Here is a 17,048-nt window from a genome sequence, read left to right on the forward strand (position 1 = left end):
TTCAGATACCCATGGGCGGTTCAAGCTTTGTCCACAACCTGCGCCTTGGCATCCGGCAAGGTGAAACCGGACACCGAACGACGCAACTGACTGGCCATTTTAGCCAGGTTGCCGATGCTGTCGGCCGTGGCGGTGGAACCCGACGACGTCTGCGAGGTGATCTGCTGGATCACGTTCATCGTCAGGGAAATCTGGCCGGCCGACGACGTCTGCTGCTGCGCGGCATTGGAGATGCTCTGGATCAGCGCCGCAAGCGTCTTCGACACACCCTCGATTTCTTCCAGGGCCACACCGGCATCCTGCGCCAGACGGGCGCCGCGCACCACTTCAGTCGTCGTCTGCTCCATGGAGATGACCGCTTCGTTGGTGTCGGTCTGGATCGCCCGCACCAGGGTCTCGATCTGCCGGGTAGCGGCGGACGAGCGCTCGGCCAGCCGCTGCACCTCATCGGCCACCACGGCGAAACCGCGACCGGCGTCGCCGGCCATGGACGCCTGGATGGCCGCGTTGAGGGCGAGGATGTTGGTCTGATCGGCAATGTCATCGATCAGGCTGACAATGTCGCCGATTTCCTGGGACGACTCGCCAAGGCGCTTGATCCGTTTGGCGGTGTCCTGAATCTGCTCGCGAATGTTGTCCATGCCGTGGATGGTGTTGTGCACCACCTCGTTGCCCTTGTTGGCGATTTCCACCGAGCGCTCGGCAACCGCCGAAGATTCAGCGGCGTTGGCCGACACCTGGTCGATGGACTCGGCCATGTCGTTGATCGCCATCGAGGCCTCGGAAATCTGCTGGGCCTGATGTTCCGAGGCCTGGGCCAGGTGCATGGCGGTGGCCTGGGTTTCCTGCACGGCGGCGGCGACCTGGCCGGCGGTGAGGTTGATGGTCGCGACCAGATCGCGCAACTGGTCGACGGAGTAATTGATCGAGTCGGCGATGGTGCCGGTAAAGTCTTCCGTCACCGAGGCCGTCACCGTGAGGTCGCCGTCGGCCAGGTCTTCGATCTCGTCGAGCAAACGCATGATCGCGTTCTGGTTACGCTCGTTTTTCTCGGCGGTTTCGCGCAGCTGGCGATTGGTTTCGCGCACCATCACCAGGCCGATCAGGATGATCGAAGTCAGCGCCAGCAAGCCCAGCACATAACCGCCTATGGTGTCAGTGGTGCGCCCGCCGACCATGTTTTCAAAACCGCTGGCCAGGTGTGAGGCTTCGTCGAGCAGGGTTTGCGACAGACTGAAAATGTTCGAGGCCGATTCACGGACCTTGAACAGCTCTGGCGAGGTTTCGAGGATCTCGTCCACCGAGCCCGAGACGAACTCGAACAGCTCGGCGATTTCCGCCAGTCGTGCACGGGCGTCGTGGTCTTCGACCTGGCTGACCTTGAGCGCCGGGTCGCCCTGGAGCATGCCGTTGAGCACCTTGCCGAACTGCGTCGCGTCACGCCCGAACGCATCGGCGGCCTGCTGTGAGTTTTCGTCGCCGGCCAATACCGTATTGACCGCACCGAGGATCCGCTCGGCCAGCAGCGATTGGCGCTGGGCCATGGCCACCTGGGCTGCCGGGGCGCCCCGTTGCAGGAGGATCTCGACGACCTTTTCGTACTCGACCTGCAATTGCGGCACGGTTTCGGCCAGGGTCGCGGCGACCTGATGCAGGGACAGTACGGTTTGCTCGCTGGAGAGAATCGCGTCGGTGTTTTTCAACAGGCGTTCCCAGTCCTGTTGCACCGCGCGCATCTCTGGACGCACGGTGGCGGGGGCCGGTGGCAGGCTGGTGGCCGGGTCGCCCTTCTTCAGATAGCCCCAGCGCCGGGCAAAATCGTTGCGCGCATCGCTGAGCAACTTGAATGCGGCAGCCTTGCCGGCGGCCGCTTCGGTGGCGTTCTTGGCGATACGCTGGGACAACACGCGCAGTTCGCCGGCGTGGCCGATGTACTGTTTGTCGTAGGTAGCCTGGGTGTTGAGGTACGCGAAGTTGGCGAACAGCAGCATGATGAAGACGATCAGCGCGATGAACAGCACGATGATCTGCGACCGGCTGCGCGACCCTTCCATTGGCTTGCCTGCTTTTGTTTTTGTCATCGGTCCTCGCCTGTTAACCAACACCCTGTAATGCCCGCCGAAGAAACTGTGGGAGCGGGCTTGCCCGCGATAGCGGTGTATCAGTCGACACTGATTCTGGCTGTCAGTCCGTCATCGCGAGCAAGCTCGCTCCCACAGGTTTTCCGTTGTACCGGCTACACCGCGACGTTCATGAACCCCTGAGACCGCGTCAACGCAAACGGGCTGAACACCTGCCAGCACTGCCCGCGCTGAAACCGGCCTTTGACGAATGCCGCCACCGGCCCCTTCAACGCGTCTGCTGGGACCGGCTCCAGGCTGTCCCGGGCAAAGTGCTGGAGGCCGAAGACTTCATCGACCAGCAACCCGGCAAACACCTCATCGTGGTCCACCACCAACACCCGGCGCTGGCGGCGCACCGCCGAAAGTTCGTGCCCGAAGAAACCGCTCAGATCCATGACCGGCAGCAATCGCCCGCGCAGGTTGGCGACACCCTTGACCCAGGATTTGACCCCCGGCAGCTGAGTGAGTCGCGGCTCATGCAAGACTTCGCTGACTTCACTCATGGGCGCGACATACCAGTGCTCGCCCAGGCGAAAACCGATGCCGCTCCAGCTGTCCCGGCGGGTCGGCTGGGACGGCAAGTCCGCCGCCAGCAAACGACAGCGCTGGTCGATCTGCAGCAGCAGTTCGAAAGCCGTCAGCGACTCGTTCATGGCCTGACGATCAACCGGCCAGCACGTTGTTCAGGGTCTTGATCAGGGTCTCTTCATCGACCGGCTTGGTCAGGTAGTCCTTGGCGCCCTGGCGCGTACCCCAGACCTTGTCGGTGTCCTGGTCCTTGGTGGTGATGATGATCACCGGGATGTGTCCGGTTTCCGGGTCCTTGGTCAACTGGCGTGTTGCCTGGAAGCCATTGAGGCCGGGCATGACGATGTCCATCAGGACGGCGTCGGGCTTTTCCTGGCGGGCCAGGGCCACGCCATCGGCGCCGTTTTCGGCTTTCAACACTTCATGACCGTGCTTTTCCAGCATGCCGGTCAGTTTGTACATTTCGGTCGGCGAATCATCGACGATCAGAATACGTGCCATGGTCTTCCCCATTCTTGTCGACGCAGGGCCCGGTGGCCGAGCGTCACTGTGCGTGTCCTACTGCGGCAAAACGGCGGCGAAACCAGGTACATGGGCCTGGATCGCATCGAGCAATTCTTCCTTGCTGAAAGGCTTGGTCAAAAACTGGTCGGAGCCGACGATGCGCCCCTTGGCCTTGTCGAACAGGCCATCCTTGGATGACAGCATAATCACCGGGGTGGACTTGAACGCACTGTTGTTCTTGATCAGGGCGCAGGTCTGATAGCCATCCAGGCGCGGCATCATGATGTCGACAAAGATGATGCCGGGGTGGTTATCGGCAATCTTGGCCAGGGCATCGAAGCCGTCGATGGCCGTGATGACCTCACAACCCACGTTCTTGAGCAGCGTTTCGGCGGTGCGACGGATCGTCTTCGAATCGTCGATCACCATGACCTTCAAGGCGCTGGGGTGCTGTTCCATAAGATGCTCTGCGTCGCCTTTACGAATCAAATTGTCCGTTTGCGGGTAATTGGCGGCTCGAAACCCTTGATACTCAAGGGCCAGCACGGCATGGCAGCCTTTTTAGCACAGTCTCCAGAACCAATCTATCGGCCGACCGGGGCGATGGTTTTTCCTTGACCGCAAACACACTCAGCGCCACTCTGACGCCACTTTTATACGGGTCATTTGTAGGAGCGAGCTTGCTCGCGATGATCGTCAACGATGACGCGCAAAGCCTGACACCCCGTGGGGTTCTCAGGTTTATCGCGAGCAAGCTCGCTCCTACAGAGATCAACATAGCCCCCAAATTTCGAGGAAAACCCAATGAGCGTTCGCGTCGGGATTGTCATGGACCCTATCGCCAGCATTTCCTATAAAAAGGATAGCTCGCTGGCCATGCTGCTGGCCGCGCAGAAGCGTGGCTGGGAGCTGTTCTATATGGAACAGCGCGACCTGTATCAGGGCGAAGGTGAGGCCCGGGCGCGGATGCGTCCGCTGCAGGTGTTCGCCAACCCGGAAAAATGGTTCGAACTGGGTGCCGAAAGCGACGCACTGCTGAGCGATCTGGACGTGATCCTGATGCGCAAGGATCCGCCGTTCGACATGGAGTTCGTCTACTCCACCTACTTGCTGGAACAGGCCGAGCGCGCCGGTGTGCTGGTGGTCAACAAGCCGCAGAGCCTGCGCGACTGCAACGAAAAGCTGTTCGCCACGCTGTTCCCGCAATGCACGCCGCCGACCGTGGTCAGCCGCCGCGCCGACGTGTTGCGTGAATTCGCCGCCAAACACGGCGATGTGATCTTCAAGCCGCTGGACGGCATGGGCGGCACGTCGATCTTCCGCCACCGCGCGGGCGACCCGAACCTGTCGGTGATCCTCGAAACCCTCACGGCCCTCGGCGCCCAGCAGATCATGGGCCAGGCCTACCTGCCGGCCATCAAGGACGGCGACAAGCGCATCCTGATGATCGACGGCGAGCCTGTGGATTATTGCCTGGCACGGATTCCGGCCCAGGGTGAAACCCGTGGCAACCTCGCCGCCGGCGGCCGTGGCGAAGCCCGTCCCCTGACCGACAAGGATCGCTGGATCGCCGCACAAGTCGGCCCGACCCTGCGTGAAAAAGGCCTGTTGTTCGTTGGCCTGGACGTGATCGGCGAGCACCTGACCGAGATCAACGTCACCAGCCCGACCTGCATCCGCGAAATTGACAATGCCTTTGGCACCGATATCGGCGGCCTGCTGATGGATGCCATAGAAAAGCAGCTACAAGCTGCAAGCCTCAAGCGGCAAGCTTGAAGCACGCGCACTTGCTTTTCGCTTGAAGCTTGAAGCTTGAAGCTTGAAGCTTGAAGCTTGAAGCTGATCCTCTTACAGCTTGTCGCTTGCAGCTTGAAGCTTGAAGCTAAAAACCAACATTGCGTTATCATGCCGGGCCCGTAAAAACGCGATGTTGGTTTTTTTGCCATGACCCTCCCGTCCGATCTGCCTGCCGAACTCGCCCACCGTGGCGTGCGCCCGGCCGATCGCCTCGGTTTTACTCTGTTCCTGGCGGCGCTGATCCACCTGGCCTTGCTGCTGGGTGTCGGGTTTGCCGTGGTCGAGCCCAAGCAGATCAGCAAAACCCTGGAAATCACCCTCGCCACCTTCAAAAGCGAAAAGAAGCCTGAAAAGGCCGATTTCCTGGCGCAAGAGAACCAGCAAGGCAGCGGCACCCTGGATAAAAAGGCGATACCCAAGACCACCGAGGTCGCGCCCTTCCAGGACAACAAGGTACAGAAAGTCACGCCACCGCCGGCCGCCAAGCCTGAAGTGCAGGAAGCCCCGCCGAAGGCTGCCGTGACCACCGTGGCGCCGAAGCCGAAAAAAGCCCCCGCCAAGACCGAGGAGCCCAAGACCGAGGTCAAACCCCAGGTCCAGGCGCCGACGTTCGACAGTGAGCGGCTGTCCAGCGACATCGCCAGCCTCGAAGCCGAACTGGCCGCCGAACAACAACTGTACGCCAAGCGCCCGCGCATCCACCGCTTGAGCGCCGCCTCGACCATGCGCGACAAGGGCGCCTGGTACAAGGACGAATGGCGCAAGAAAGTCGAGCGCATCGGCAACCTCAATTACCCCGACGAAGCACGACGCAAACAGATCTACGGCAATTTGCGCCTGATGGTGTCGATCAACCGTGACGGCTCGCTGTATGAGGTGCTGGTGCTGGAATCTTCAGGCCAGCCGCTGCTGGACCAGGCGGCGCAACGGATCGTCCGGCTGGCGGCGCCGTTCGCACCCTTTTCCGGGGATCTGTCGGATGTTGACCGGCTGGAGATTATCCGGACCTGGAAGTTTGCCCGCGGCGATCGACTTTCCAGTAATTAAAAGATCGCAGCCTTCGGCAGCTCCTACAGATGTACACATTCACCCTGTAGGAGCTGCCGAAGGCTGCGATCTTTTGGCGCTCTCAAGCTTGTCAGTTCGCCCCTCGAACGCCACACTAGCGCACATGAAAAACGTCAGCCCCAGCTACCTCAAGCATCAATTCCTGATCGCCATGCCGCACATGGCCGACCCGAACTTTGCGCACACCTTGACCTACATCGTCGAGCACACGGCCAATGGTGCCATGGGGCTGGTGGTCAACCGTCCGCAAGAGCTGAACCTGGCCGATATCCTTGAGCAATTACGCCCGGAAATCGAACCGCCAGCGCTCTGCCAGCATGTGCCGATCTTCATCGGCGGCCCGGTGCAAACCGATCGCGGCTTCGTCCTTCACCCCAAGGGGCAGAGTTTCCAGGCGACCGTTGATCTGGAAGATGAGTTGTCCCTGTCGACGTCCCAGGACGTCCTGTTCGCCATCGCTGACGGCGTCGGCCCGGCAAAAAGCCTGATCGCCCTCGGTTATGCCGGCTGGGAAGCCGGGCAACTGGAGGCCGAACTGGCGCAGAACGCCTGGCTGAACTGCCCGTTTGACGCCGACATCCTGTTCAACACCAGCAGCGAACTTCGCCTGGAAGCGGCCGCCAGACACCTGGGTGTCAACCTCAGCCTGCTGACCAGCCAGGCGGGGCACGCCTGATGGCCCTGAAGCTGATTCTGGGTTTTGACTACGGCACCAAACAGATCGGCGTTGCGGTCGGCCAGGTGATTACCGGCCAGGCCCGTGAGCTGTGCACCCTGAAAGCGCAGAACGGCATTCCTGACTGGAACCAGGTCGAAGCCCTCATCAAAGAGTGGAAACCCGATGCCGTGGTGGTCGGCCTGCCGCTGAACATGGACGGCACGCCCAGCGACATGTGCGCCCGCGCGGAAAAGTTCGCCCGGCGCCTGAACGGCCGCTTCAACCTGCCCTTCTATACCCACGATGAACGCCTGACCACCTTCGAGGCCAAGGGCGAACGCCTGGCTCGTGGCGGCCAGAAAGGCAGTTACCGCGACAACCCGGTCGACGCCATCGCCGCCGCCCTGCTGCTGCAAGGCTGGCTCGACGAAAATGGCGCACTGTTCGAATCCTGAAGAGCCGCGATGCGTCTCTCTTAGCTACAACCCGAGCCACCTCGCGTGAAACCCGGCTCGGGCCCAAGAAGGAGCAACCATGAGCCTGCCCAATCCCGCCGAACTGATCAGCCAGATGGCCACGCGCCTGAAGGCCCACCTGGAACACCGTGGCATCAGCGACCCGCGTTTCATCGGCATTCGTACCGGCGGCGTCTGGGTGGCCCAGGCCCTGCTCAAGGAACTGGGCAGCAATGAGCCCCTCGGCACCCTCGACGTGTCCTTCTACCGCGACGATTTCAGCCAGAACGGCCTGCACCCGCAGGTTCGCCCTTCGGCGCTGCCGTTCGAGATCGAAGGCCAGCACCTGGTGCTGATCGACGACGTGCTGATGAGCGGCCGGACCATCCGCGCCGCCATGAACGAACTGTTCGACTACGGCCGCCCGGCCAGCGTGACGCTGGTGTGCCTGCTGGACCTGGACGCCGGCGAACTGCCGATCCGCCCGAACGTGGTGGGCGCGACCCTGTCGCTGGCCGCCCACGAACGGGTGAAGCTGTCCGGCCCGGAACTCGCGCTCGAACTGCAAGACCTCGCCCTTTAATTCGCCCTATTGAGAGTCCCCCTTGCGATGACGCCTCTAGACACCAAGCGCCCGCTGCAGCTCAATGATCAGGGCCAGCTGCGCCACTTCCTCTCGCTCGACGGTTTGCGCCGTGAGCTGTTGACGGAAATCCTCGACACCGCCGACTCCTTTCTTGAGGTCGGCGCCCGGGCCGTGAAAAAAGTCCCGTTGCTGCGCGGCAAGACCGTGTGCAATGTGTTCTTCGAGAACTCGACCCGTACCCGCACCACCTTCGAACTGGCGGCCCAGCGGCTCTCGGCGGACGTGATCACCCTCAACGTGTCCACGTCGTCGGCGAGCAAGGGCGAGACCCTGCTCGACACCCTGCGCAACCTGGAAGCCATGGCCGCCGACATGTTCGTCGTGCGCCACGGTGATTCCGGCGCCGCGCACTTCATCGCCGAACATGTCTGCCCGCAAGTGGCGATCATCAACGGTGGTGACGGCCGGCACGCGCACCCGACCCAGGGCATGCTCGACATGCTGACCATTCGCCGGCACAAGGGCGGCTTCGAAAACCTTTCGGTGGCCATCGTCGGCGACATCCTGCACTCGCGGGTAGCGCGCTCGAACATGCTGGCCCTGAAAACCCTCGGTTGCCCGGACATTCGCGTGATCGCACCGAAGACCCTGCTGCCGATCGGCATCGAGCAATACGGCGTGAAGGTCTACACCGACATGACCGAAGGCCTGAAGGACGTCGACGTGGTGATCATGTTGCGTCTGCAGCGTGAACGCATGACCGGCGGCCTGCTACCGAGCGAAGGCGAGTTCTACCGCCTGTTTGGCCTGACCACCGCGCGCCTGGCCGGCGCCAAACCCGATGCCATCGTGATGCACCCGGGGCCGATCAACCGCGGCGTGGAAATCGAGTCGGCAGTGGCCGACGGCCCACACTCGGTGATCCTCAACCAGGTGACCTACGGGATCGCCATTCGTATGGCCGTGCTGTCCATGGCCATGAGCGGGCAGACTGCGCAGCGTCAATTCGAGCAGGGCCAATTCGAACAGGAGAACGCACAGTGAAGCTCAGCATTCTCGGCGCCCGCGTGATCGATCCGGCCAGCGGCCTGGATCAAGTGACCGATATCCACATTGAAGCCTGCAAAGTCGTCGCCCTTGGCGCGGCGCCCGCCGGTTTTGTCGCCGTCGACACAATCGACGCCAAAGGCCTGGTGGCCGCTCCCGGCCTGGTCGACCTCAACGTTGCCCTGCGCGAGCCGGGTTACAGCCGCAAAGGCTCGATTGTCAGCGAAACCCGCGCGGCGGCGGCTGGCGGCGTGACCAGCCTGTGCTGCCCGCCGAAGACCAAACCGGTGCTGGACACCTCGGCGGTGGCCGAACTGATCCTCGACCGCGCCCGTGAGGCCGGTAACACCAAAGTCTTCCCGATTGGCGCCCTGAGCAAAGGCCTGGACGGTGAGCAACTGGCCGAGCTGGTTGCCTTGCGCGACGCCGGTTGCGTGGCCTTCGGCAACGGCCTGGAGAGTTTCCGCAACACCCGCACCCTGTGCCGGGCGCTGGACTACGCGGCAACGTTCGACCTCACGGTGATTTTCAACTCCCAGGATCACGACCTGGCCGAAGGTGGCCTGGCTCACGAAGGCCCGACCGCCAGTTTCCTTGGCTTGCCGGGCATCCCGGAAAGCGCCGAAACCGTCGCCCTGGCCCGGGACCTGCTGCTGGTTGAACAGACCGGCGTGCGTGCGCACTTCAGCCAGCTCACCAGTGCCCGCGGTGTGGAACTGATCGCCCAGGCCCAGGCCCGGGGCCTGAAGGTGACCGCGGATGTCGCCCTGTACCAGCTGATCCTGACCGACGAAGCCCTGATCGACTTCAGCAGCCTGTATCACGTCCAGCCGCCGCTACGCACCCGCGCCGACCGCGATGGCCTGCGCGCAGCGGTGAAATCCGGCGTGATCTCGGCCATCTCCAGCCATCACCAACCCCATGAGCGTGACGCCAAGCTGGCACCGTTCGGCGCCACCGAGCCGGGCATCAGCAGCGTTGAACTGCTATTGCCACTGGCGATGACCCTGGTCGAAGACGGCTTGCTGGACTTGCCGACGTTGCTGAAACGCCTGAGCGCCGGCCCTGCCGAGGCCTTGCGCCTGCCGGCAGGCAAACTGGCAGTGGGTGGTGCTGCGGACATCGTGCTGTTCGACCCGGCGGCCTCGACCGTCGCGGGCGAAACCTGGTTGTCGAAGGGCGAGAACTGCCCGTTCATTGGCCACAGCCTGCCGGGTGTGGTGCGTTACACCCTGGTGGACGGGCGGATCAGCCACCAGGCTTGAAAAAAAGATCGCAGCCTGCGGCAGCCCCTACAGGGAAATGCATATTCCTGTGTAGGAGCTGCCGCAGGCTGCGATCTTTTGCTCTTTGCTTATCGACGCTGCGCGTTACGCACGGAAACCTGGTCATTCAACGTCCAGAAGTCATACAGCACCCCGAGAAAGAACAACCCGCCGGTGAGCAGGTACAGCAGCCCGCTGATCCATTTCCCCTGATACATCCGGTGCACACCGAACACCCCGAGAAACGTCAGCAGAATCCACGCCACGTTGTATTCGATAGGCCCCGCGGTAAACCGCAGGTCAGCCTCGCGATCCATCGCCGGGATCAGGAACAGGTCGATCAGCCAGCCGATGCCCAGCAAACCAAAGGTGAAGAACCAGATCGTCCCGGTCACCGGCTTGCCGTAATAGAAGCGGTGAGCGCCGGTAAATCCGAAAATCCACAGCAAATAACCGATCACTTTGCTGTGGGTGTCTTGCTGCGGAAAAGTCTGTTGATAGGGGTTCATGAATGACCTCGATTCACGCGATAGATAAATATTCTTTAATTCTTTGTGACTTTTTTACAGGCACCCGACGTATGGCAAATGCTACCTTCACTCCCGTCAAAGCCTTGTAACACCGGACTTCTGTCCGACAATTGCGCCATTTTGCCGCTTTTTTGCCACCATTGTCCCCCAGGTTGAATCGACCAACGGCCTCGGAAGCGGCAAAAAAGCTGTTATAAAGTTGCGCGCTAACTTATTAAGAGCCTTGCCTAATGCGTTCATTTTTCAAGACATGGCTAACCATTTGCCTTTTGATGCCACTGGCCGCCCACGCCACCAATCGTGAGCAACGTCTTCCTAACGTTAATGGTTACACCCCAAAATCCCATGTCTCTGCTCCTTCGAGCAAAGACAAGAAATCCGCCAAATATGCTCCAAGCCTGGCCAGCAGCAAAAGCGGCCTGGTTCCACCGATGGGCACCAAGGAAAGCAGCGACGTGCTGAGCCGCGCCGTGAACGTCCTTGGCACTCCCTATCGTTGGGGCGGCAGCAGCCCAAGCAAAGGCTTCGATTGCAGCGGCCTGGTGAAATACGCGTTCAACGACGCCACGTTCGACCTGCCACGCACCTCCAACGCCATGGCCAGCGGTCATGGGGAGAAAGTCGATCGCAACGACCTGAAGCCGGGCGACCTGATTTTCTTCAACATCAAGAGCCGCCGGGTCAATCACGTCGCCATTTACCTGGGCAACGACCGTTTCATCCACGCGCCACGTCGCGGCAAGTCGGTGAGCATCGACACCTTGAAAAAACCGTACTGGGAAAACCACTACGTGGTTGCCAAGCGGGTTCTGCCGAAAGAACCGAATCAGATGCGGGTTGTTCAGCGCTGATGCACACCTGATAGCGAACACTTGTGGCGAGGGAGCTTGCTCCCGCTGGAGTGCGTAGCGCTCCCGGCTTTTTTGGGGCTGCTTCGCAACCCAACGGGAGCAAGCTCCCTCGCCACAGGTAGCATTGCAATCCTCACAAGTTATCCGGCGACCGCGCTTTCTCCCGCGCATGATCACGACTGATCAACCCCCTGGTCACCAAATCCTTCAAGCACATATCCAGCGTCTGCATGCCCAACGCCCCTCCCGACTGAATCGCCGAGTACATCTGCGCCACCTTGTCCTCGCGGATCAGGTTGCGGATCGCCGACGTCCCCAGCATGATTTCGTGGGCCGCGATGCGTCCGCCGCCGACCTTCTTCATCAGCGTCTGGGACACCACCGCCAACAGCGACTCGGAGAGCATCGAGCGCACCATTGACTTCTCGTCCCCCGGAAACACGTCCACCACCCGGTCAATGGTCTTCGCCGCCGACGTGGTGTGCAGCGTGCCGAACACCAGATGGCCGGTTTCGGCGGCGGTCAACGCCAGGCGTATGGTTTCCAGATCGCGCATCTCCCCCACCAGAATCACGTCCGGGTCCTCCCGCAACGCCGAGCGCAGGGCCGTGGCGAAGCTGCGGGTATCGCGGTGGACCTCACGCTGGTTGATCAGGCACTTGCGCGGCTCGTGGACAAACTCGATAGGGTCTTCAATGGTGAGGATGTGATGATGGCGATGGTTATTGAGGTAATCGATCATCGCCGCCAGCGTGGTGGATTTTCCGGAACCGGTCGGGCCGGTCACCAGCACCAGGCCCCGGGGAGCGTCGGTCATTTTGCGAAACACCTCTCCCATGCCCAGCTCGTCCATGCTCTGCACTTTCGCCGGTATGGTGCGAAACACCGCACCCGCGCCACGGCTCTGATTGAACGCATTGGCCCGAAAACGCGCCACACCGGGCACGTCAAAGGAAAAGTCGATTTCCAGATGCTTCTCAAAGTCCAGCCGCTGGGTGTCGTTCATGATGGCACCGATCAGCGCCTGCACCTGTTGGTGGTCCAAAGCCGGCAGGTTGATGCGCCGCACATCGCCATCCACCCGAATCATCGGTGGCAGGCCAGCAGACAAATGCAGGTCCGATGCCCCCTGTTTGGCGCTGAACGCCAGCAGCTCAGTGATATCCATAGCGCCTCTCAATTCCAGTAGAATGCCGCGAACCTTCAGACCGCTGGCGCCTCTTGATGTCCACCATAGCAGACAACATTCTCGAAGTTAGTTCGCGCATCCATGCCGCAACACTTGCCGCCAATCGCGCCGAAAACAGCGTCCATCTGCTGGCGGTGAGCAAGACCAAACCTGCACAGGACCTGCGTGAAGCCTACACCGCCGGCCTGCGCGACTTTGGCGAGAACTACCTGCAGGAAGCCCTGGGCAAACAGCTTGAACTGGCCGACCTGCCCTTGATCTGGCACTTCATCGGCCCCATTCAATCGAACAAGACTCGTGCTATCGCCGAGCACTTCGACTGGGTGCATTCCGTGGATCGTCTGAAAATCGCGCAACGCCTGTCCGAACAACGTCCTGCCGATTTGCCGCCCCTGAATATCTGCATTCAGGTCAACGTCAGCGGTGAAGCCAGCAAGTCCGGCTGCACCCCGGCCGACCTGCCGGCCCTGGCCAGTGCCATCAGCGCCCTGCCGCGCCTGACGTTGCGCGGGCTGATGGCCATCCCTGAGCCGACTGAAGATCGCGCCGCCCAGGACGCCGCGTTTGCGGCCGTGCAAAGCCTGCAAGCCAGCCTGAACCTGCCACTCGACACACTTTCCATGGGCATGAGCCACGACCTTGAGTCGGCCATTGCCCAGGGCGCCACCTGGGTCCGTATCGGTACGGCCCTGTTTGGCGCCCGTGATTACGATCGGCCATAACCCATGACCGACTCTCTTCTTTATAAGGACCTGACATGAGCAAGACGCGTATTGCCTTTATCGGTGCCGGCAACATGGCCGCCAGCCTGATCGGCGGCCTGCGGGCCAAGGGTCTGGAAGCCGCCCAGATCCGCGCCAGCGATCCGGGCGAAGAAACCCGCGCCCGCGTGAGCGTTGAACACGGCATCGAAACCTTCGCCGACAACGCCCAGGCCATCGAAGGCGCCGACGTCGTCGTCCTTGCGGTCAAGCCGCAGGCGATGAAAGCCGTGTGCGAAGCGATTCGCCCAAGCCTCAAGCCCCATCAACTGGTGGTGTCGATTGCCGCAGGCATCACCTGCGCCAGCATGAACAACTGGCTTGGCGCCCAGCCGATCGTGCGCTGCATGCCCAACACCCCGGCGCTACTGCGTCAGGGCGTGAGCGGTTTGTTCGCAACAGCCCAAGTGAGCGCCGAACAGCGCCAGCAAGCCCAGGAGCTGCTGTCCGCGGTCGGCATCGCCTTATGGCTCAATGAAGAGCAGCAACTGGATGCCGTCACCGCCGTTTCCGGCTCGGGCCCGGCGTATTTCTTCCTGCTGATCGAGGCCATGACCGCCGCCGGCGTGAAACTGGGCCTGCCGGCGGACATCGCCGCGCAACTGACCTTGCAGACCGCCTTGGGCGCCGCGCACATGGCGGTCTCCAGCGACGTCGACGCGGCCGAACTGCGCCGCCGTGTCACCTCCCCTGCGGGCACCACGGAAGCTGCAATCAAGTCGTTCCAGGCCAATGGTTTTGAAGCCCTGGTCGAAAAAGCACTCGGCGCTGCTGCGCATCGCTCGGCCGAGATGGCCGAACAACTGGGCCAATAAGGAGCTTTTCATGATTGGATTGAACACCGCAGCGGTCTACGTGCTGCAAACCCTCGGCAGCCTGTACCTGCTGATCGTGCTGATGCGCTTCGTGCTGCAACTGGTGCGGGCGAACTTCTACAACCCGATCTGCCAGTTCATCGTCAAGGCCACCCAGCCGCTGCTCAAGCCGCTGCGCCGGATCATCCCGAGCGTGTTCGGCCTGGACATGTCCTCGCTGGTGCTGGCGATCCTGGTGCAACTGGCCCTGATGGCCCTGACCCTATTGCTGACCTACGGCACCACCGGCAATCCGCTGCAACTGCTGATCTGGTCGATCATCGGTGTGACCGCGCTATTCCTGAACATCTTCTTCTTTGCCCTGATCATCAGTGTGATCCTGTCCTGGGTCGCACCGGGCAGCCATAACCCTGGCGCCGAACTGGTGAACGACGTCTGCGAGCCGGCCCTGGCGCCGTTCCGCAAGTTCCTGCCGAACCTGGGTGGACTTGATCTCTCGCCGATCTTTGCGTTCCTGGCGATCAAACTGATCGACATGCTGGTGATCAACAACCTCGCCGCCTTGACCATGATGCCGCAAATCCTCCGCGTATTGATCTGACCCGGTGAGCTGGTTTCGCTGGGACGGTGACGACCTGATTCTGGAGTGTCACCTGCAACCGGCAGCCCGTAGCGACGACTTCGCCGGGCTGCACGGTGATCGCCTGAAGATCCGCCTGACCGCGCCGCCAGTCGAGGGCAAGGCCAACGCGTATCTGATGGCGTTTCTGGCCAAGGCCTTTGGCGTGTCCAAGAGCCAGGTCAGTTTGATCAGTGGCGAGTTGAACCGGCAGAAGCGGGTGCGCATTTGCTCGCCGAAGAAGTTGCCGGACTTGCCTGATCTGGTGCGTCCAGCCTGATCCACCGAGGTGCCTCATTCGCGAGCAAGCCCGCTCCCACATTGGAATGCGTTCATATGTGGGAGCGGCGGTGCGGCGATCCGACTTGCTCGCGAATGAGGCACCTCGGTCTTACTGAAAGAAATCAGGCCCGGCCTTTGCTTGCCGCTAACCCCAGCGGTCTTTAGACTTACGCCTCATTTCAATGAGAGCAGGGTCGATGCCAGCTGCCTTTCCCCCCGATTCTGTTGGTCTGGTGACGCCGCAAGTGGCGCACTTCAGCGAGCCGCTGGCTTTGGCCTGTGGTCGTTCGCTCCCGGCCTATGACCTGATCTACGAAACCTACGGTACGCTCAACGCCACGGCGAGCAATGCCGTGCTGATCTGCCACGCCTTGTCCGGACACCACCATGCTGCCGGCTACCACAGCGCCGACGACCGCAAACCCGGTTGGTGGGACAGCTGCATCGGCCCCGGCAAGCCGATCGACACCAACAAGTTCTTCGTGGTCAGCCTGAACAACCTCGGTGGCTGCAACGGCTCCACCGGCCCGAGCAGCATCAACCCGGACACCGGCAAGCCGTTCGGCGCCGATTTCCCGGTATTGACCGTCGAAGATTGGGTGCACAGTCAGGCGCGCCTGGCCGATCGCCTCGGCATCGCCCAATTCGCGGCCGTGATCGGCGGCAGCCTCGGTGGCATGCAAGCGATGCAATGGAGCATCACCTACCCCGACCGCATCCGTCACTGCCTGGCCATCGCCTCGGCACCCAAGCTGTCGGCACAGAACATCGCGTTCAACGAAGTGGCGCGCCAGGCGATCCTCACCGACCCTGAATTCCACGGCGGTTCGTTCCAGGAACAGGGCGTGATCCCCAAGCGCGGCCTGATGCTGGCGCGGATGGTCGGGCACATCACCTACCTGTCGGACGACTCCATGGGCGAGAAATTCGGCCGTGGCCTGAAGAGCGAAAAGCTCAACTACGACTTCCACAGTGTCGAGTTCCAGGTTGAAAGCTACCTGCGCTATCAGGGCGAAGAGTTCTCCGGGCGCTTCGACGCCAACACGTACCTGTTGATGACCAAGGCACTCGATTACTTCGATCCGGCGGCGAACTTCGACGATAACCTGGCGAAAACCTTCGAAGGCGCCAAAGCCAAGTTCTGTGTGATGTCGTTCACCACCGACTGGCGCTTCTCCCCTGCCCGCTCGCGAGAGCTGGTGGACGCGCTGATGGCCGCGCGCAAGGACGTCTGCTACCTGGAGATCGACGCACCGCAAGGCCACGACGCCTTCCTGATTCCGATCCCGCGCTACCTGCAGGCATTCGGCAATTACATGAACCGCATTACGCTGTGAGAAAGCCATGAGAGCTGATCTGGAAATCATCCAGGAATGGATCCCCGCCGGCAGCCGCGTGCTCGACCTCGGGTGCGGCGATGGCGAACTGCTGACCTGGCTGCGCGACAACAAGCAAGTCACCGGTTATGGCCTGGAAAACGACGCCGACAACATCGCCGAGTGCGTGGCCAAGGGCATCAACGTCATCGAACAGGACCTGGACAAGGGCCTGGGCAACTTCGCCAGCAACAGTTTCGACATCGTGGTCATGACCCAGGCGCTGCAAGCAGTGCACTACCCGGACAAGATCCTCGAAGAAATGCTGCGCGTGGGCCGTCAGTGCATCATCACCTTCCCCAATTTCGGTCACTGGCGCTGCCGCTGGTACCTGGCGAGCAAGGGTCGGATGCCGGTTTCCGAGTTCCTGCCGTACACCTGGTACAACACGCCGAACATCCACTTCTGCACCTTCGCGGACTTTGAAGCCTTGTGTCGCGAACGTGAAGCGAAGGTCATTGATCGGCTTGCCGTGGATCAACAGCATCGGCACGGGTGGGCCAGTAAGCTATGGCCTAATCTGTTAGGTGAGATCGGAATCTACCGCGTCAGCAGTCCGGGACTTTCCGACCACAAGGTCGCGGTCTGATCCAC

At 61.6% G+C, this 17,048-nt stretch carries 20 protein-coding genes; 14 read left to right on the plus strand and 6 right to left on the minus strand.

Annotated features, from left to right (window positions below; genetic code table 11):
- Positions 1–20: 20 nt before the first annotated feature.
- The 4 genes from C9422_RS02690 to pilG form a co-directional block, all read right to left on the minus strand.
- Entirely contained in the window at positions 21–2,081 is a 2,061-nt protein-coding gene (locus tag C9422_RS02690; protein WP_116579624.1) for a methyl-accepting chemotaxis protein, read from the minus strand.
- A 155-nt stretch (positions 2,082–2,236) separates the two neighbouring features.
- On the minus strand, positions 2,237–2,776 hold the full coding sequence (locus tag C9422_RS02695; protein ID WP_116579625.1) for a chemotaxis protein CheW: 540 nt from the start codon (positions 2,774–2,776) through the stop codon (positions 2,237–2,239).
- Positions 2,777–2,786: 10 nt separating this feature from the next.
- A complete protein-coding gene (gene pilH / locus C9422_RS02700) occupies positions 2,787–3,152 on the minus strand; it encodes a twitching motility response regulator PilH (protein WP_007975417.1) in 366 nt (121 codons plus the stop codon).
- Between the two features lie 57 nt (positions 3,153–3,209).
- Positions 3,210–3,614 (minus strand): twitching motility response regulator PilG, encoded by a 405-nt coding sequence (gene pilG / locus C9422_RS02705; RefSeq protein ID WP_007987791.1) that lies wholly within the window; start codon positions 3,612–3,614, stop codon positions 3,210–3,212.
- 345 nt (positions 3,615–3,959) lie between these two features.
- Between pilG and gshB the strand changes: the two genes are divergently transcribed.
- The 7 genes from gshB (at position 3,960) to C9422_RS02740 (ending at position 10,031) form a co-directional block, all read left to right on the plus strand.
- Entirely contained in the window at positions 3,960–4,931 is a 972-nt protein-coding gene (gene gshB / locus C9422_RS02710; RefSeq protein ID WP_116579626.1) for a glutathione synthase, read from the plus strand.
- A 168-nt stretch (positions 4,932–5,099) separates the two neighbouring features.
- Positions 5,100–5,999 carry an energy transducer TonB gene (locus tag C9422_RS02715; RefSeq protein WP_116579627.1) on the plus strand — a complete coding sequence of 300 codons (900 nt, stop codon included), beginning with the start codon at positions 5,100–5,102 and terminating at the stop codon, positions 5,997–5,999.
- A 124-nt stretch (positions 6,000–6,123) separates the two neighbouring features.
- Positions 6,124–6,696, plus strand: coding sequence for a YqgE/AlgH family protein (locus C9422_RS02720; RefSeq protein ID WP_015097200.1), 573 nt, complete (start codon positions 6,124–6,126; stop codon positions 6,694–6,696).
- Positions 6,696–7,133, plus strand: coding sequence for a Holliday junction resolvase RuvX (ruvX, locus tag C9422_RS02725; RefSeq protein WP_007975412.1), 438 nt, complete (start codon positions 6,696–6,698; stop codon positions 7,131–7,133). The genes C9422_RS02720 and ruvX overlap by 1 nt, the downstream gene beginning before the upstream one ends.
- 79 nt (positions 7,134–7,212) lie before the next feature.
- Positions 7,213–7,716: a bifunctional pyr operon transcriptional regulator/uracil phosphoribosyltransferase PyrR gene (gene pyrR, locus C9422_RS02730; RefSeq protein WP_015097201.1), complete on the plus strand. Its 504-nt coding sequence runs from the start codon at positions 7,213–7,215 to the stop codon at positions 7,714–7,716.
- A gap of 27 nt (positions 7,717–7,743) precedes the next feature.
- Positions 7,744–8,763, plus strand: coding sequence for an aspartate carbamoyltransferase catalytic subunit (locus C9422_RS02735; protein ID WP_104450136.1), 1,020 nt, complete (start codon positions 7,744–7,746; stop codon positions 8,761–8,763).
- Positions 8,760–10,031: a dihydroorotase gene (locus tag C9422_RS02740; RefSeq protein ID WP_102699956.1), complete on the plus strand. Its 1,272-nt coding sequence runs from the start codon at positions 8,760–8,762 to the stop codon at positions 10,029–10,031. The genes C9422_RS02735 and C9422_RS02740 overlap by 4 nt, the downstream gene beginning before the upstream one ends.
- An 89-nt stretch (positions 10,032–10,120) precedes the next feature.
- Here the strand turns inward: C9422_RS02740 and C9422_RS02745 are convergent, their stop codons facing one another.
- Entirely contained in the window at positions 10,121–10,540 is a 420-nt protein-coding gene (locus C9422_RS02745; protein WP_116579628.1) for an NINE protein, read from the minus strand.
- A gap of 251 nt (positions 10,541–10,791) precedes the next feature.
- On the opposite strand from C9422_RS02745, the gene C9422_RS02750 reads away from it, so the two are divergent.
- Positions 10,792–11,412, plus strand: a complete 621-nt coding sequence (locus tag C9422_RS02750) for a C40 family peptidase (protein ID WP_007975406.1) — start codon at positions 10,792–10,794, stop codon at positions 11,410–11,412.
- Between the two features lie 133 nt (positions 11,413–11,545).
- Here C9422_RS02750 and C9422_RS02755 read toward each other — a convergent pair whose 3' ends face one another.
- Complete coding sequence (locus C9422_RS02755; protein WP_116579629.1) at positions 11,546–12,580, minus strand: type IV pilus twitching motility protein PilT; 1,035 nt, start codon at positions 12,578–12,580, stop codon at positions 11,546–11,548.
- 56 nt (positions 12,581–12,636) lie between these two features.
- Between C9422_RS02755 and C9422_RS02760 the strand changes: the two genes are divergently transcribed.
- The 6 genes from C9422_RS02760 to metW all read left to right on the plus strand — a co-directional run bounded on the left by C9422_RS02760 (position 12,637) and on the right by metW (position 17,043).
- Complete coding sequence (locus C9422_RS02760; RefSeq protein WP_116579630.1) at positions 12,637–13,323, plus strand: YggS family pyridoxal phosphate-dependent enzyme; 687 nt, start codon at positions 12,637–12,639, stop codon at positions 13,321–13,323.
- A gap of 35 nt (positions 13,324–13,358) precedes the next feature.
- A complete protein-coding gene (gene proC / locus C9422_RS02765; protein WP_116579631.1) occupies positions 13,359–14,177 on the plus strand; it encodes a pyrroline-5-carboxylate reductase in 819 nt (272 codons plus the stop codon).
- Positions 14,178–14,187: 10 nt separating this feature from the next.
- Complete coding sequence (locus C9422_RS02770; RefSeq protein WP_007975402.1) at positions 14,188–14,778, plus strand: YggT family protein; 591 nt, start codon at positions 14,188–14,190, stop codon at positions 14,776–14,778.
- 4 nt (positions 14,779–14,782) lie between these two features.
- Positions 14,783–15,076 carry a DUF167 domain-containing protein gene (locus C9422_RS02775; RefSeq protein WP_015097208.1) on the plus strand — a complete coding sequence of 98 codons (294 nt, stop codon included), beginning with the start codon at positions 14,783–14,785 and terminating at the stop codon, positions 15,074–15,076.
- 199 nt (positions 15,077–15,275) lie between these two features.
- Positions 15,276–16,415 carry a homoserine O-acetyltransferase gene (locus C9422_RS02780; RefSeq protein ID WP_015097209.1) on the plus strand — a complete coding sequence of 380 codons (1,140 nt, stop codon included), beginning with the start codon at positions 15,276–15,278 and terminating at the stop codon, positions 16,413–16,415.
- Between the two features lie 7 nt (positions 16,416–16,422).
- The gene (gene metW, locus C9422_RS02785; protein WP_007975398.1) at positions 16,423–17,043 is read left to right on the plus strand and encodes a methionine biosynthesis protein MetW; all 621 of its coding nucleotides are present in this window, start codon (positions 16,423–16,425) and stop codon (positions 17,041–17,043) included.
- The last annotated feature ends 5 nt before the right edge of the window (positions 17,044–17,048 follow it).

Source organism: Pseudomonas sp. B1(2018) (genome assembly GCF_003097365.1).
GTDB classification, from domain to species: domain Bacteria; phylum Pseudomonadota; class Gammaproteobacteria; order Pseudomonadales; family Pseudomonadaceae; genus Aquipseudomonas; species Aquipseudomonas laurylsulfatiphila.

Excerpts from the sequence above, each read along its gene's own strand:
- C9422_RS02690 (WP_116579624.1), bottom strand. The coding sequence starts at position 2,081 with ATGACAAAAACAAAAGCAGGCAAGCCAATGGAAGGGTCGCGCAGCCGG.
- C9422_RS02695 (WP_116579625.1), bottom strand. The coding sequence starts at position 2,776 with ATGAACGAGTCGCTGACGGCTTTCGAACTGCTGCTGCAGATCGACCAG.
- pilH (WP_007975417.1), bottom strand. The coding sequence starts at position 3,152 with ATGGCACGTATTCTGATCGTCGATGATTCGCCGACCGAAATGTACAAA.
- pilG (WP_007987791.1), bottom strand. The coding sequence starts at position 3,614 with ATGGAACAGCACCCCAGCGCCTTGAAGGTCATGGTGATCGACGATTCG.
- gshB (WP_116579626.1), top strand. The coding sequence starts at position 3,960 with ATGAGCGTTCGCGTCGGGATTGTCATGGACCCTATCGCCAGCATTTCC.
- C9422_RS02715 (WP_116579627.1), top strand. The coding sequence starts at position 5,100 with ATGACCCTCCCGTCCGATCTGCCTGCCGAACTCGCCCACCGTGGCGTG.
- C9422_RS02720 (WP_015097200.1), top strand. The coding sequence starts at position 6,124 with ATGAAAAACGTCAGCCCCAGCTACCTCAAGCATCAATTCCTGATCGCC.
- ruvX (WP_007975412.1), top strand. The coding sequence starts at position 6,696 with ATGGCCCTGAAGCTGATTCTGGGTTTTGACTACGGCACCAAACAGATC.
- pyrR (WP_015097201.1), top strand. The coding sequence starts at position 7,213 with ATGAGCCTGCCCAATCCCGCCGAACTGATCAGCCAGATGGCCACGCGC.
- C9422_RS02735 (WP_104450136.1), top strand. The coding sequence starts at position 7,744 with ATGACGCCTCTAGACACCAAGCGCCCGCTGCAGCTCAATGATCAGGGC.
- C9422_RS02745 (WP_116579628.1), bottom strand. The coding sequence starts at position 10,540 with ATGAACCCCTATCAACAGACTTTTCCGCAGCAAGACACCCACAGCAAA.
- C9422_RS02750 (WP_007975406.1), top strand. The coding sequence starts at position 10,792 with ATGCGTTCATTTTTCAAGACATGGCTAACCATTTGCCTTTTGATGCCA.
- C9422_RS02755 (WP_116579629.1), bottom strand. The coding sequence starts at position 12,580 with ATGGATATCACTGAGCTGCTGGCGTTCAGCGCCAAACAGGGGGCATCG.
- C9422_RS02760 (WP_116579630.1), top strand. The coding sequence starts at position 12,637 with ATGTCCACCATAGCAGACAACATTCTCGAAGTTAGTTCGCGCATCCAT.
- proC (WP_116579631.1), top strand. The coding sequence starts at position 13,359 with ATGAGCAAGACGCGTATTGCCTTTATCGGTGCCGGCAACATGGCCGCC.
- C9422_RS02770 (WP_007975402.1), top strand. The coding sequence starts at position 14,188 with ATGATTGGATTGAACACCGCAGCGGTCTACGTGCTGCAAACCCTCGGC.
- C9422_RS02780 (WP_015097209.1), top strand. The coding sequence starts at position 15,276 with ATGCCAGCTGCCTTTCCCCCCGATTCTGTTGGTCTGGTGACGCCGCAA.
- metW (WP_007975398.1), top strand. The coding sequence starts at position 16,423 with ATGAGAGCTGATCTGGAAATCATCCAGGAATGGATCCCCGCCGGCAGC.